The sequence below is a fragment of the Paenibacillus sp. UMB4589-SE434 genome, from assembly GCF_030226685.1.
Classification (GTDB): Bacteria; Bacillota; Bacilli; order Paenibacillales; family Paenibacillaceae; genus Paenibacillus_B.
This window is the reverse complement of sequence record NZ_JASOYK010000003.1, coordinates 286,452-300,560: the sequence shown is the minus strand read 5'-3', so window position 1 is coordinate 300,560 and position 14,109 is coordinate 286,452. Positions and strand designations below refer to the sequence as shown.

Below are 14,109 nucleotides of genomic sequence, written 5' to 3'. Positions count from 1 at the left end.
CCATATAAAAATATGTAAAATTTTTATGGTTGCTTAGGCCAAACCCCATCTTATATACTGTTCAGTATATTGTAAAAATGATGCGCTGCATCATCATAGTGCAAATAAATCCTCATCCAATTCTGATGAGGTAGAGGTTGCGATCGTTAGGAGTACCGCCGGCGGAGACAGGAAGTGTCGCTGATGCCGCGGAAAAGGAACGACCGCCGAAATCCATAGGTCCGCTTCCGGGCGTAAGGGTTGGGGCTGTTGCCGAAAGGTGCAGCACTGTCATGCAAGTATTACCCGTATCTGCATGGTGCGCTATCTTTAAGGAAGGGTATGATGGGGACGGCATAGGATTAACCGTTTAAGCATCTAACGCTTTTATCGGTTTTTTTGTGTTGTAACCTGCTCCTTTCCAGCTCATACTACACGTATTAAGGAGTGAACTGGACTCATGAGTCAAGGCAACCAACAACAATTAAAAAGGCATCTCAAGACGAGACACCTTACGATGATCGCGCTTGGCGGTTCCATCGGAACAGGCCTCTTTCTTGCCAGCGGCGGCGCTATTGCGCAAGCAGGACCGGGCGGAGCACTACTCGCTTATGCCGCGGTCGGCATTATGGTTTATTTTCTGATGACAAGCTTGGGAGAGCTTGCAACGTATATGCCGGAATCCGGCTCCTTCAGCACGTATGCAACTCGATTTGTCGATCCAGCGCTTGGCTTTGCGCTCGGCTGGAATTTCTGGTTTAACTGGGCGATTACGATCGCTTCTGAATTAGTAGCAGCAACCCTGATCATTAAATATTGGTTCCCTTCCAGCAACTCCTTTTTTTGGAGCGTACTGTTTCTTGGAATTATCATGTTCTTGAATCTCCTGTCTGTTAAAGGCTATGGAGAATCGGAATACTGGTTTGCCATTATCAAGATTACAACCGTTATTATTTTTCTCGGCGTCGGTATTCTCATGATCTTTGGTATTCTTGGCGGCGAAAAAGTTGGTTTTATCGGGTTCGACAACTTTACGATAGGCGACGCGCCGTTTCATGGCGGATTTTTTGCACTGCTCGGGGTCTTTATGGCGGCAGGTTACTCATTCCAGGGAACTGAACTCGTAGGGGTAGCAGCTGGTGAAAGTGATAACCCACGAGAAAGTGTTCCACGTGCCATTCGCCAAATTTTCTGGCGTATCCTATTGTTTTATATTTTAGCTATCTTTGTAATTGCCATGCTGATCCCCTACACAAGTCCGAACTTGCTTAAGGGTGATCTTACCGATATTAGTGTAAGTCCATTTACGTTAGTGTTTGAAAAAGCGGGCATTATTTTTGCCGCTTCTGTGATGAATGCTGTTATTCTGACTTCGGTACTGTCTGCCGGCAACTCCGGCATGTACGCTTCTGCACGTATTTTATGGGTACTTGCCAAGGAAGGGAAAGCGCCTCGTTTCTTGGGCAAATTGAGCAAGCGTGGCATTCCAGTAAACGCTATTCTCATGACAAGTGCAGTTGGTATGATTGCATTTCTGGCTTCTTTCTTTGGTGATGGCGTCGTCTATTTCTGGCTCTTGAACGCATCCGGAATGTGTGGATTTATTGCATGGCTAGGCATCGCCATCAGCCACTATCGATTCCGTCGCGCCTACGTAAAAAAAGGCAGAAGTCTTGCCGACTTGGCCTATACGGCGCGTTGGTTCCCATTTGGGCCTCTATTCGCCTTTGCCTTGTGTATTGTCGTCATCATCGGCCAATCACTGCCTATTGTGACAAGTGGTGACTATCACTGGCTTGACCTGCTTATGCCTTACATCGGTTTACCGCTGTTCCTGCTGGTATGGCTGGGCTACAAGTTAAAACATAAGACTAAAATCATTCCATTGGAGCAATGCCAATTGGATTAAACATGTAACAATTCTAATTTATACAAATGTTATCAAGCTCGTCTCGACCCTTACTTTAAGGTTGCGGCGGGCTTTTTTTGTGCAACTATCATGCTATTTGCACATAGACCACAACCCACACCAGTTGCACAGTTAGCAGCACTATAAACTAGATGGAAACTGTTGCATAAAAAGAGTATTACATCCACACACTAAGACCGTAAATTGGAAAATGGCGGAAGGATGGTTGATGTAGACGTGGATGCAGTAACGATGGCCCGTGCCTTGTTTGGCACTTCAATGGCCTTTCATATTATATTTGCCACGCTTGGCGTAGGATTGCCCCTTATGATTGTGTGCGCGGAGATCATGTACTGGAGGCGTAAAGACCGAGATTACGCGATTCTTGCCCGCCGTTGGACAAAGGCGCTTGGCATACTGCTTGGTGTTGCGATTCCATCGGGCACAATTGTTGGTGTCATGCTAGCACTGCTTTGGCCCGGATTCATGGAAATTGTAGGGCAGGTCATTGCGCTGCCCTTCCAAATCGAGATGTGGGCCTTTTTCTTTGAAGCATTGTTTATGGCCATTTACATCTACGCAGCGGACAGACTGTCCAACGGCTTGCGGTTGCTGAGTGTCTTCTTTGTCATGGTCGGGGCCAGCGCGTCAGCCGTCCTGATCACGGACGCGCAGGCCTGGATGAATACACCTACAGGATTTAAGATTATTAACGGTCAGATTACAGATGTTGATCCGTGGGCAGCTTTCTTTAATCCTAGCTTTTTCACCTCCGCGCTGCATGTGCTTACAACCAGCTATATGACAGGTGCCTTTTTTATCGTGACCAGTGCAGCTTATTATTTGCTGAAGCGCAATCAGGAAGCGCGAGTTATTGCCTATCATCGTAAAGGCCTGATGCTTGGTATCGTCGTTGGTTTGATCATGTCACTTTTGACGGCCATTAACGGCCATGAGACAGCCCAAGCCTTGCACCGCAACAACCCTGAGAAGCTGGCCGCAGCCGAGGCGCTGTTCGAGACGACAAGGCATGCGCCGCTGCTGATCGGCGGCATTGTGGATGCAGACACGCAGACCGTGAAGTACGGCATCGAAATTCCTGGTTTTCTCAGCTTTTTGGCAGGAAACTCCTTTGATACCGAAGTAAAGGGATTAAACGAAGTCCCGCGTGAAGACTGGCCGCCACTTTTCGTCCATACGTTATTTAACTTAATGGTAGGAATCGGATTTGGCCTGTTAGCACTCGCCCTGTTTACGGTATTTTGGCGTTTCATCTACCGCAAGTCTGAACGGCAATTTCCGCGCTGGGTCGTATACGTCTTTTCACTGACAGGCCCCCTATCGCTGCTTGGCATTGAGATTGGCTGGATTTTCAGCTGCTCAGCTAGACAACCATGGACCATTTACCATGTACAACGCACATCGGAAGCTGCTCTGAAAAGTGACAGCATGGGCACTCTCTTTCTGCTGTTTGTGTCTGTCTATGTGCTGCTGCTTATCCTGACTTCACTTGTCATGCGATTCTATTTCAAGCGTCATCCAGTGTCGTCTGAATTGCGTGAGCACAAGGAGGCCTCCTTATGACAGATGCTACGATTGCCATTACCATTCTGTGGGTGTTTTTGTTTATTTACTCACTGCTTGGATCAGTCGATTTTGGAGCAGGCTTCTGGTCCATGCTGTTCGGTCGCGACACTAACGATAAGGATGCGCGAGCTGCTGTAGTCGCCAACAACTTCCTGTCACCATCCTGGAAAGTAACAAATACATTTCTTGTCTTGTTTGTGGTAGCTCTGGTTGGCTTTTTCCCCGGAGCTACCTATTCACTGGCTTCCTTGCTGCTCGTCCCCGTCTGCCTTGTGCTTATATTGCTGACCATACGAAGCGCCTTTATGGTATATGCATACTCAGTATCCAAATACGGCCGTACGCTCCGAATTATATCGGGTATAACCGGGCTGCTCATCCCCGGCCTGCTTGTCGGTGTACTAGCCGTTACACTTGGCGGCTTTGTAGAGGAACTGCCGGATGGTGCCTTAGCCTTGGACTACGGCGCTCTGTTGAAAAGCCCTACGTTGTATGCACATCTCGCCTTCGGTTATGCAACTGAACTGTTCTTTTCCGCTTTGTTTCTGGCGGATTATGCACAGGAGGCGCACGATGCATCCACATACCGTGTCTATCGTCGTCTAGCTGTCATTTTCGGGCCGCTTAATCTGTTGACGGCCTTGCTGGTCACCTGGTCCATGCCAGCTGAAGCATCTTGGCTCGTCGAGAACCTGAAGCATGAGATGCTATGGTTCCTGCTGTCCATAGCTGCTTTTGCTGTTGGCTATTTCTTCTTGTTCGTGAAGCGAGCAGACGGCTCTATTGGACGCACCCGTATTACGGTAATCTGTGTTGCTATACAGTATGCAATAGCCAGCTTCGCATATGGTAGAGCACATCTGCCATACATTCTATATCCGTATGTCACATTGGAGTCCGGCATCACTAATCCGGCCATGTTCCGCTCACTCCTGATCGGTTATACCGTTAGTACAATACTGCTTATCCCTGTATTTATACTGTTTTGGAAACTGTTCTTGAAAGATAAGCGTTACCTTAAACAAGAATAGTTAGCACAGGGAATAACATAACAATCTGCATCTCTAAGTCGCACAATAAAGAAGTCCCTCTAGTTCGATAGACATGACATTTCGAACTAGAGGGACTTCTGCGTTATGTTCTATTCTAATACCTGCTTATTCCGTACAATCTCACTCGACACGTTCCTGCCGACCTGTCATAATGCACTTATTTTATAGAAAAAGCTTTGTCGGCACGGGGTGCTTTTAATAAATCCCAACTATGATCAATCCTCATTTCTTCATCTGACAGTAAGAAATAAGTGTACCGAATTCCATCCTTCTGATCTGGCACCGGATCATCCCACGTCGTATCGAGATGATACCATAGCCCCTCCACCTGCACGACATTCCAAGCGTGCAGCGTATCTCCAGCCTGACCTTCCAGCACAATGCTTGGTATGTCCGCTTCTTCCAGCAAGGCTTGCATCAACAAAGCATAACCTTGACATACGGTCTTCTTATCTACTAACGCCTCGTAAGCGGTAAACTTTTTCAAGCTTTCATCATAAGCAACATGAAGTACGACATAATCGTGGAGCCTCTTCACTGCCTCATAGTCGGACACTTTCACGGGCAGCAGTTCCTTAACGATTCGTTTTGCCTCTTGGCGGACATATAAAGACTCTGCATACGTTTCACGGTATTCAACGGTCACTGTAACCAATGCCGACTGCTCTGAACCTTTCCAATGAAAAGAATAACGGCTGACATTATAACGAATAAAGGGATCTGAGTGAAGAGCGACATTTATGGCCTCAGACAAATTTGCGGTCAGCTTCCCTGTATCTCCACTATAGTTAAATGCAAACAAGCCTTCACGCTCAGCCAACTGTTCTGTAATCCACTGTCTCATTGAAGTCGATTCACTAAAGCTCATCTTGGCAGATTCCGCTTGCGCTGTAGACCATGATATGGTCTGAAAGACAAACAGAAGCAGCAAAAGCGTAACCAGCAGGCCTCGTATCACTTTGCTCCATAATCGTTTCGGACGAACTCGTCTAAGCTGCATGCCCACATGATCAGGGGCTTGACCAACGTGATGCCGACACACTTTCCCATTCAATACGATCACCTCCGGTACTGGCAAGCCCTTTACGGATGCGGTGATAAGAATGGTATCATAGCCCTTGTGAGAACACTGTCTAGTTATGGGAATGTTGTTACTATTGCCATTCGCTGTTGTTCGCTCCCACTCGACATTGACTGTCAAGACGCAACCTATGCCGCTTCTCATTCTCTTCACAATGGCATATTTGAGCAGGTTGGAACCCCAACTATTTGGCGAATGCAGACGTGAATTGACTGAAAATACTTTTGAAATGGCAGTATTTTGATCATCTGGCTTTGCACAAGCTCAACATTACAACCCCTGCCCATAAAAAAAGCCATCACCTCACGATGAACATGAGGTGATGGCTTCTCTATAAATCATCCTGCCAACAGTGCTGGACAGCATATAAGCTAACTTTATTCACGGGGAGCAAAATGTCCCAGTAAACTACACATCAGTAGACAACCGCGAGTACATCTGAAGGTCATTAAATGAACCTTTAGAACGTTCACACTGTCTAAGTGTGCCTTCATACGTAAAGTGGAGCTTTTGCAGCACTTTAATGGAATTAAGATTGGCCGGTTCTACTCTTGCTTCAATCCGATGCAAATTCAATTCTCTAAATGCATGCTCGACCAGGCAGCTGACCGCTTCGACAGCATAACCTCTGCCCCAGCATGGCTTGGCAATATCATATCCTATCTCGACCTTGCCGTGTTCGAAGTCCAGCTCGTTATAGCCACAGGAGCCAATCACTTCACGAGATTCCAGATCAACCATCGTATACCGAATAGCTTGGTTAGTCTGGGCAAGTTCATCTAAATATGTAATCATCGCGACTACCTGTTCTTCACTCGTAAAAGGACTAATATTCATAAATCGGGTCACATCCGGATCAGACCAGATGGTCAACAAGCTGGACGAGTCTGCTGCCTGCATTTGTCTCAGACATAATCTGTCTGTATACAACTCTGTAATCAACACTTTTACCTCCATTATTATCAAAATGTTTGGTTAAAAATATTGATATCCATCTGCGCATCGTTCAGTCCCTTCGTAACAAAAGATATGCATATTATACTATATATTTACAAGCAAACAACAGCATCCATTCACTCGTATGTCTATACCGCTGCCGGTCTGTCTTTAACATACGTATCATAAAACGGCAGCACCGCGTCCCAGAACCGCTCATCTTGCTCGGAACAGCTGTGTCCTGGTGTATCTACCAGAACATGCGGCTGCTGGTACGGCAAACGTTGAATTGTCCCTGTCAGTTCCGTTGCCGGAATAAACGTATCACCATTGGAATGCACCATCAGCACCGGAACTTGAGCATCGCCCTTATGTGCATTATTGCAAAGTGTAGATGCCAGATCCAAGCCGTCATAATCTGCCCATGGAATACGTGCTCGCCAAAGCCATATTCGTGGAATCATCCATGCGAGCGGGAATAATGGCAGCTTGCGCCTTCTCAACTCGGCAGCCACCATTGTAAAAGGCTTGGACGGCATCGAATCCGTGACGATTGCTGCCACCTCCAGTCCCTCATCAAGTGCCAGAAGTGTGCCGAAACCGCCCAATGAATGCCCCAGAACACCGATTCGTGCTGGATCAATCTCGGGGCGATTCCGCAAATATTGAACCGCAGCCTTTATATCGTCGCGAAACAGCAGGGCGGAAGGCGCTCTGACTGCTTCGCTTTCCCCATGGCTGGTCACATCGTACAGCAGCAGGACATATCCCGCATCTGACAATCGATCTGCGTATCGAAGCACGCGGGCTCTGTTAGACCCCCATCCATGCGAGATCACAATTGCAGGATATCGCTCTTGCTTGTCACTCGACGAATGCTTGATTTCGTCTGGCCAGACCAGCCAGCCAGTTAACTGTGCATTCCCCTCAAACGTTACAGTATCGTAGCGCTGCTCCGGCTTGCGGTGAATCGGAGCTCTGCGAGGAGACTGACTCTTGGCAGCAAGCCACCATATCACGCTCCAGCATGCTAGAAGCAATATTGCTGCCACAGTAATGACGATAATGATTATGCTCATGTCTACGCCTCCTCTATCTCATCCGATTCAGCAGCCTTGCAGTTGTCTCTGTACTTACTCTCTGTCACTATACCTGGGATAAACTGTATTCCCACATACATATCACATCTATTGTAACATGGAATTTAATGTAACATAATATTTCTGATGCAACTTTACACTGTGACTTTATCTTTTATGCAGCCCTTATTTAGGAAAGCAATACTGCTGCATCCCATCGCCATACCGTCTTAAAACGACTGCACCGTCTGTACCCAATGCCTGGCGTGATCCTCCAACTTATCGAACTGACGATTGTGAATATAATCGGCGCGCGCCAGCTTCGAACCGAGGCCAAACGCAGATGCTCCCGCTGCCCAATAAGAGGCTGCGTTCCCAAGATCAATTCCTCCTGTTGCCAGAATCGGAATATGTGCAAGCGGGCCTCTCACCTCACGGATATACTCAGGCCCGAGAGCACCAAGTGGAAATAGCTTCAGCGCCTTAGCACCCGCCTTCCATGCACGAACCATCTCGGTAGGTGTAAACACACCCGGCCATACATCTATCCCGCGTGCTGAAGCATATTCGATCACCGCTTCATCCAAGTTAGGTGAGATTAAAAACTGTGCACCACTTGAGATTGCTTCACGCGCCATCTCTACATCCAGCACAGTTCCGGCTCCTATAAAAGCTCTATCCTCATAAAGCTGCCTCCATCTGTATATGATGGCTGGAGCGCCTTCCGTATTCATCGTCACCTCCAATAGTCGGATGCCGCCTCTTATTAATGCTGAAGCAGCTTCATCCGCCTGATCGCCGGTATAACCACGAAAAATGGCCACGATCCGCTCTGCTAACAATCGTTCCGTTATATAGCCAGATCCATTTGTATCAGTGCTTTGTTCAGGTATAGGACTGGACATGAATGGCCCTCCTTCATCTTTATGTTTGATTAGACGTGAGATTAGACGTGAGTTGCGTCCCCATAAGGCACATCAGACCATTTTTCTACCCGACTTTTCGCAAATGCCGCACTGCCAATCACGCCGCCATCATCTATAAGCTCCCCTTGACGAATCGTCAATCGCTCAAGATAGCCATGATACACCGAAGATTTTAAAGTCTCACGAACAGAAGCAAGCAAACGTTCTCCAGCTAGCGATGCGCCGCCACCAATGACGACTACGTCGGGACTGTACAATGTGATCGAATAGGCCAACCCTCTGCCTAGCACTTTCCCCGTGTGCTCCATTATTTCTTGTGCGAGCAAATCCCCTTCATCATACGCTGCTGACACGTCAGCAGCTGACAGCGTTCCCTGCTCATATGCAGCACGCAGCAAGCTTTCTTTGCCTGCTTCCAGCGCTTCACGAGCTTGTCGCACGATCCCTGTTGCTGAGACAACTGTCTCTAGACAGCCTACCAAGCCACAGCCACATGGCGTCTTTTCCCCATCAATGACCACATGACCAAGCTCGCCTGCCATAAAGTCGCCGCCGTAATAAAGCTCCTCGTTAACCACTGTCGCACAAGCAAGCCCTGTACCGATTGTGACGCCGTGCACTACGTTTGCACCGCGTCCTGCGCCACTCATCGCCTCACCAAATATATACATACGAACGTCATTATCGATAAATACGGGAACGCCAACTTTATCTCCTAATATCCGTGACACCTCAACGTTGTTCCACTTTAGGTTAGAAGCGAATACGCTTACACCACGCACCGGATCTATAAATCCCGGACAACCCGCGCCAACCGCAATAAGATCTTGGCGATCTACCCCCGCCTTCGCGAGCAGCTCCCCAATCATATTAGCCATCTTGGTCAGAACATGCTCACTGCCAAGCGCAGCCTCTGTAGGTGCTTTTATTTTTTCAACCAACTCATAATGCTCGTTCACCAATCCACATACAATATTCGTCCCGCCCAAATCCATGCCTACCATATAACGCATGATTTCTCCTCCTCAGACAACGACTCTAATTGATTTATGACATAACCTATATTATAGCATTATCATACTAGCTGTTGATTGAAAATGTAATTGATTTTGTTTGAATAAAAAGCGGTGTCTTCCTTCCACACTTCCAGAATTGTCACTATTAATCCAAAAAATTGACGCAAAATTGACGAAAAAAAAGCAGCACTAGGATTGGCTGTAAGTTTATAATAATGTGTATACGCAGGTGTGATCTACATCACACCACAAAGGCGGCGATACGCCTGCATTCTGGATTGCGATACAAGAGGTGGAAAGTATGACCTACGTCAATATTAGCGACATTAGCCCACAGTTGTTTGTCACGGTGCTATTTTTCTTGCTCATCGTTTGTCCTTTAATAAGCTTAGGCGTCGTACGTTTATTTCAACAAAGAGTAAAGAGTGGCATCAGCTATATTATTTCTGCCATTATCTCCTATGTTGTATTTATGATCATAGCCGAGATTGTCGCAAAAACGTGGGGCTGATCGTCTATTGCCCTGACAAGCTGCTCCCAACTGCATAGCTTATTCCTGCAGCTCCCTTCTGAGAAGGGGGCTGTTTTTGGCAGATGACAGATACAACTCCCTATCATGATGCAATAAAAAACATCCTGCTCTAGGATAGACACAGGATGCTCATACTCCTATCGCATCGCATATACGAAGTCCTCTGCTGCTTCTGCCGTACAGCTTGATCTATACAGGCAGCAGATGAATATTAGCTTGCTCACATGACTCGATCACATGCTGCGGCCACACCGATACTTGTACCTCCCCGATATGGGCCTTATTCAACAGAAACATACATAAGCGGGATTTGCCGATACCACCACCGATTGTATAGGGGAGCTGGCCTTCAAGCAGTGCACGGTGAAAAGCAAGTTCAGCACGTTCCGGACATCCCGCTGCAAGCAATTGAGCCTTCAAGGTAGCTGCATCCACTCTAATTCCCATCGAAGACACTTCAAATGCGATCTCCAAGAGGGGATTCCACAGTATAATATCGCCGTTAAGCGACCAATCATCGTAATCGGGTGACCTTCCGTCATGCTTAAGGCCTGACTTCAATATGCCTCCAATCTGCATTACGAAGATAGCGCCCTTTTCTTTCGCATAGGCGTCCTCACGTTGTTTAGGAGTAAAATCAGGATACATATCCTCCAGTTCCTGCGTCGTCACAAAATAAATGTCCTTTGGCAGCTCAAGATGCAGCTGTGGAAATTCGTCTGCTATCGCCTTGCCGATCGTCTGCAGCACATTGTAAATACGCCGAACCGTATCCTGAAGAAAGTCGAGATTACGCTCCTTCACGGTAATGACTTTCTCCCAATCCCATTGGTCGACATAGATGGAATGCAAACTATCCACGACCTCGTCTCGTCTAATCGCGTTCATGTCCGTGTATAAACCTTCACCCGGCGCAAAACCTAATCGCTGCAAAGCCATACGTTTCCATTTCGCCAAAGAATGCAGAAGTTCAAGCGGCTGGTCTCCTACATCCGGTGCTGTAAATGCAACAGGTTGTTCCGTTCCATTCAATTGATCATTAATGCCAGTATAAGAAGGGACAAACAGCGGTGAAGGGACTAGCGTTACTTGCAAGGCCTCTGCAAACAAGGAGTCAAACAATCTTTTTACTGTATTGATGGCGGTAATGGTCTCCCTGTCACTCAATGTTGACTCATAGCTTTCCAGTAAAATGAGAGACTTCTCTAACGCTTTCATAGGTCAACTCCTTCTATCACATTTTGGCGAATCCTTGATTATTATCAACTTAATTGCTGCTCTATTAAAAAAAAATACTCAAATTATTGAGTATGATGCAGTTCATTTAGCACGTGCACCCATCAGGCAGCGGGAATCGCACATTAAATCGCGTATGCTGATTGCCCGACTGCACCTCCAAGTTAGCTCCATGTCGATTCACGATACTTAAGCAAATAGGAAGGCCCAGTCCCGCGCCATTTTCCTTGGTAGTTAAGAAAGGAGTGCCTAGCTGTTCTAGAATGTGGCCTTCGATCCCTCTTCCCTGATCCTCAATTATTAAGTTCACACCGTCAGCTGTCTTCATCGTACGAATGAAAACAGTTCCCCCTTCGTCCATCGCCTCGATGCTGTTGCGTACCAAATGATGAATTAATTTTCTAATTTCCGCCACATCCAACTGAAGATCAGGCACTGACTGCAGCTCTAGAAGTACAATCTGGCCATATTCAGCAGCTAATGCCTGCAGCAAAGGATACATCTGATAGAGAATCGAGTTTAGGCTTTGTCGCTTTAGCTCCGGCACTTTCTCCTGCGTAAGCAGCAAATACTCGGTCAAAATCGAATCCATGCGCTCGGCTTCTTCCATCATCATATGAAAATAACGCGCATCCTCCGCATATTGCGGCTTCAAGCTTAAAAAATGAAGAAAAAGTCGGATAGAGTGCAAGGGGTGCCGGACTTCATTCCCCATCGTGGAGGCCATCTGTCCAATAAGCTGAAAGGAGCTTACTCGCTTCAGTTCCTCCTCCATACGATGATTCGTCCGCAAATTCTCGATCATAACGTTCAGACGCATTGCCAGTTGACCGATTTCATTGGAGGCTTGCACTGTTATACGCCGCGTGAGGTCCCCTTGGGATACGGCTTCTACGCCGTCTAATATTTGAGATAATGGATTTGATACCGATCTACTGACCCATGTTCTAACAATTTTGTAGCACAGCACAATTAGACACAACACAGTGGCAATACATCCAAGTAAAATATAAATAAGTTTACGCTCAATCAACCGTTCTGGAACTGCAACAATTAACGACCAATCAGCAGCAGGAATATGAGCAGAGAAAAAGTACATACCGTTTCTATTTACCGGTGTTAGATTATGTTTAAGTTGATTAGCTATGATGTCTTTGTATAACGTAACAAAGTCAGCATCATAGTTCTGATATACATTTAAATTCATCGTCAGTTTGGCATCTCGATGATAAATCACCCCGCCGTCTTTCCGTGTAATCAACGTGTAGCCTTGCTGCTGCTCTGTTAACTGTGCACCGAGTTGATACACTTCATCCAGCATCAGATTCATTCCCGCAACTCCCATCAATTGCTGCTGATTATCATATACAGGACTGCTGACTGAAATCATAGGAGTGTACATATAAGGATCAATATAGGGTGAAGTGATGTAGGTGTTGCCGGTTCGCTTGGCGCCGAAGTAAAAATCATAATCTGGATGATCCTTATTCTCAGGTTGAGAAGTATCTGCATCGTTGGGATTCATGAGGTCTTTGGAGTTATTTTGTACGATAGTGTTGTTTCTAGTTCTAGTATATCTAATATCCCCTTGGCCTTGATCTCGATAGGAGGAGTCGTAGGTGAACCAATAACCCTGAATGTGGTTACTCTCCTCCTCCATTAAATTATGAGTCACATTTGCAATTCGTTGACGATGATCGGGGGTATCATACAAGTACTCTATGCTTCTTGCATAGTGCTCCACAATAGTAATGTTCTTAGTAATAATCTTGTCTACCTTACTTGCCAAGGAACTTACTTGGCTGTTTTTGCTGGATACCGCATAATCTAGATATGTGGTTCTTGCCACCTGGTAGACAAATAAAAATAATAGAATAAACGCCACAACCAGCGAGATTGTAATCTGCAATACGATCTGCCAGTGAATTCGATATCTCATGAATTACGTTCCGTCCCCATCTTCAATTCATCGTTTGGTTAGAAAAGCCCCATTTTCTTGGCCTTATCTACCAGTTTCTTGGAATTATTTGTTCGCCAGCCTAACTTCTTTGCGATTCGTTGAAACTTGTTGCGAACCGACTGAAGCTCCATTACTTTTTTGTCTGCAATCTCTGAAAAGTTTAGTCCTCTATCAAAGTACTGCAGCAAATCTTTATCATCTAAACTGAGCTTGTTAATCAGGATTTCACGGTAAGTCCTTCTCATCTGCTCCCGCAAAATGTTCGAGGCCGATGCGTGAATGCTTGAATGATTCCCATGAGCTTCACGGATGGCTAGTGGAATGTCGAGATAGTTGTCCTTGAGGATATAATTGTAAGCACCATTGATGAATACTTCGGCTACAAGTTCCGGTTCGATGCAGCCTGATAATACGATAATTTTAGCGTTGCGGTCATAGTAATAAAGATCTAAAATTGTATCCATACTATCCAGCTTGTTAGGATCTAACTGCATGTCCATTAAGATCACATCAACATGCTCTTGCGCGTATAGCGCTAGCGCAGCTTCCCTGGATGAGCACACAGATATAAGCTGAATATCTACTTCCTTGTCCAATTGAGCGAGTAGTACACTTCCCCATGCCGGATCATCCTCTAACAGCAGTACTTTAATGTTGTTCATTGCACATTCCTCATCTTTGCAATGTGATAGTTAAAACGGTGAAACTTTCGTTTTGTAGGAAATGAGTAACTATAAACTAACAACATAAAGCAACATGGTGTGTGTATCTTGAAGATAAGTCTCAGAAGTGTATCGCGAGGTGTATGTGACAGTA

Annotated in this window: 12 protein-coding genes and 1 riboswitch; of the genes, 4 read left to right on the top strand and 8 right to left on the bottom strand. The window is 46.2% G+C overall.

Annotated elements, in window-relative coordinates; translation table 11 throughout:
* Positions 1–123 precede the first annotated feature (123 nt).
* A riboswitch (Lysine riboswitch) is annotated at positions 124–314 on the top strand.
* 125 nt (positions 315–439) lie between these two features.
* From QP775_RS13855 to QP775_RS13845, 3 genes are all read left to right on the top strand, one after another.
* Positions 440–1,888, top strand: coding sequence for an amino acid permease (locus tag QP775_RS13855; RefSeq protein ID WP_285106811.1), 1,449 nt, complete (start codon positions 440–442; stop codon positions 1,886–1,888).
* Between the two features lie 237 nt (positions 1,889–2,125).
* Positions 2,126–3,472, top strand: a complete 1,347-nt coding sequence (locus tag QP775_RS13850) for a cytochrome ubiquinol oxidase subunit I (protein ID WP_239330695.1) — start codon at positions 2,126–2,128, stop codon at positions 3,470–3,472.
* A complete protein-coding gene (locus QP775_RS13845; protein WP_239330315.1) occupies positions 3,469–4,506 on the top strand; it encodes a cytochrome d ubiquinol oxidase subunit II in 1,038 nt (345 codons plus the stop codon). Before QP775_RS13850 ends, QP775_RS13845 begins: the two co-directional genes overlap by 4 nt.
* Before the next feature lie 178 nt (positions 4,507–4,684).
* Here the strand turns inward: QP775_RS13845 and QP775_RS13840 are convergent, their stop codons facing one another.
* The 5 genes from QP775_RS13840 to QP775_RS13820 all read right to left on the bottom strand — a co-directional run bounded on the left by QP775_RS13840 (position 4,685) and on the right by QP775_RS13820 (position 9,562).
* A complete protein-coding gene (locus QP775_RS13840) occupies positions 4,685–5,752 on the bottom strand; it encodes a transglutaminase domain-containing protein (RefSeq protein WP_285107285.1) in 1,068 nt (355 codons plus the stop codon).
* Between the two features lie 264 nt (positions 5,753–6,016).
* A complete protein-coding gene (locus tag QP775_RS13835) occupies positions 6,017–6,550 on the bottom strand; it encodes a GNAT family N-acetyltransferase (protein WP_239330319.1) in 534 nt (177 codons plus the stop codon).
* A 143-nt stretch (positions 6,551–6,693) separates the two neighbouring features.
* The gene (locus QP775_RS13830) at positions 6,694–7,623 is read right to left on the bottom strand and encodes an alpha/beta hydrolase (RefSeq protein WP_285106808.1); all 930 of its coding nucleotides are present in this window, start codon (positions 7,621–7,623) and stop codon (positions 6,694–6,696) included.
* A 230-nt stretch (positions 7,624–7,853) separates the two neighbouring features.
* Positions 7,854–8,528 (bottom strand): bifunctional 4-hydroxy-2-oxoglutarate aldolase/2-dehydro-3-deoxy-phosphogluconate aldolase, encoded by a 675-nt coding sequence (locus QP775_RS13825; protein ID WP_285106806.1) that lies wholly within the window; start codon positions 8,526–8,528, stop codon positions 7,854–7,856.
* 41 nt (positions 8,529–8,569) lie between these two features.
* Positions 8,570–9,562, bottom strand: coding sequence for an ROK family protein (locus QP775_RS13820; RefSeq protein WP_285106804.1), 993 nt, complete (start codon positions 9,560–9,562; stop codon positions 8,570–8,572).
* Between the two features lie 304 nt (positions 9,563–9,866).
* Between QP775_RS13820 and QP775_RS13815 the strand changes: the two genes are divergently transcribed.
* Complete coding sequence (locus QP775_RS13815) at positions 9,867–10,076, top strand: hypothetical protein (RefSeq protein WP_239330327.1); 210 nt, start codon at positions 9,867–9,869, stop codon at positions 10,074–10,076.
* Between the two features lie 210 nt (positions 10,077–10,286).
* Here the strand turns inward: QP775_RS13815 and asnA are convergent, their stop codons facing one another.
* From asnA to QP775_RS13800, 3 genes are all read right to left on the bottom strand, one after another.
* Positions 10,287–11,315, bottom strand: a complete 1,029-nt coding sequence (gene asnA, locus QP775_RS13810; protein ID WP_239330329.1) for an aspartate--ammonia ligase — start codon at positions 11,313–11,315, stop codon at positions 10,287–10,289.
* Between the two features lie 106 nt (positions 11,316–11,421).
* Entirely contained in the window at positions 11,422–13,272 is a 1,851-nt protein-coding gene (locus tag QP775_RS13805; RefSeq protein ID WP_285106801.1) for a sensor histidine kinase, read from the bottom strand.
* A gap of 38 nt (positions 13,273–13,310) precedes the next feature.
* Positions 13,311–13,955 (bottom strand): response regulator, encoded by a 645-nt coding sequence (locus tag QP775_RS13800; protein WP_239330334.1) that lies wholly within the window; start codon positions 13,953–13,955, stop codon positions 13,311–13,313.
* Positions 13,956–14,109 lie beyond the last annotated feature (154 nt).

What these genes read in the sequence shown, in the direction of transcription:
- QP775_RS13855 (WP_285106811.1), top strand. Translation starts at nt 440, where the DNA reads ATGAGTCAAGGCAACCAACAACAATTAAAAAGGCATCTCAAGACGAGA.
- QP775_RS13845 (WP_239330315.1), top strand. Translation starts at nt 3,469, where the DNA reads ATGACAGATGCTACGATTGCCATTACCATTCTGTGGGTGTTTTTGTTT.
- QP775_RS13840 (WP_285107285.1), bottom strand. Translation starts at nt 5,752, where the DNA reads ATGAGAAGCGGCATAGGTTGCGTCTTGACAGTCAATGTCGAGTGGGAG.
- QP775_RS13830 (WP_285106808.1), bottom strand. Translation starts at nt 7,623, where the DNA reads ATGAGCATAATCATTATCGTCATTACTGTGGCAGCAATATTGCTTCTA.
- QP775_RS13825 (WP_285106806.1), bottom strand. Translation starts at nt 8,528, where the DNA reads ATGTCCAGTCCTATACCTGAACAAAGCACTGATACAAATGGATCTGGC.
- QP775_RS13820 (WP_285106804.1), bottom strand. Translation starts at nt 9,562, where the DNA reads ATGCGTTATATGGTAGGCATGGATTTGGGCGGGACGAATATTGTATGT.
- QP775_RS13815 (WP_239330327.1), top strand. Translation starts at nt 9,867, where the DNA reads ATGACCTACGTCAATATTAGCGACATTAGCCCACAGTTGTTTGTCACG.
- asnA (WP_239330329.1), bottom strand. Translation starts at nt 11,315, where the DNA reads ATGAAAGCGTTAGAGAAGTCTCTCATTTTACTGGAAAGCTATGAGTCA.
- QP775_RS13805 (WP_285106801.1), bottom strand. Translation starts at nt 13,272, where the DNA reads ATGAGATATCGAATTCACTGGCAGATCGTATTGCAGATTACAATCTCG.
- QP775_RS13800 (WP_239330334.1), bottom strand. Translation starts at nt 13,955, where the DNA reads ATGAACAACATTAAAGTACTGCTGTTAGAGGATGATCCGGCATGGGGA.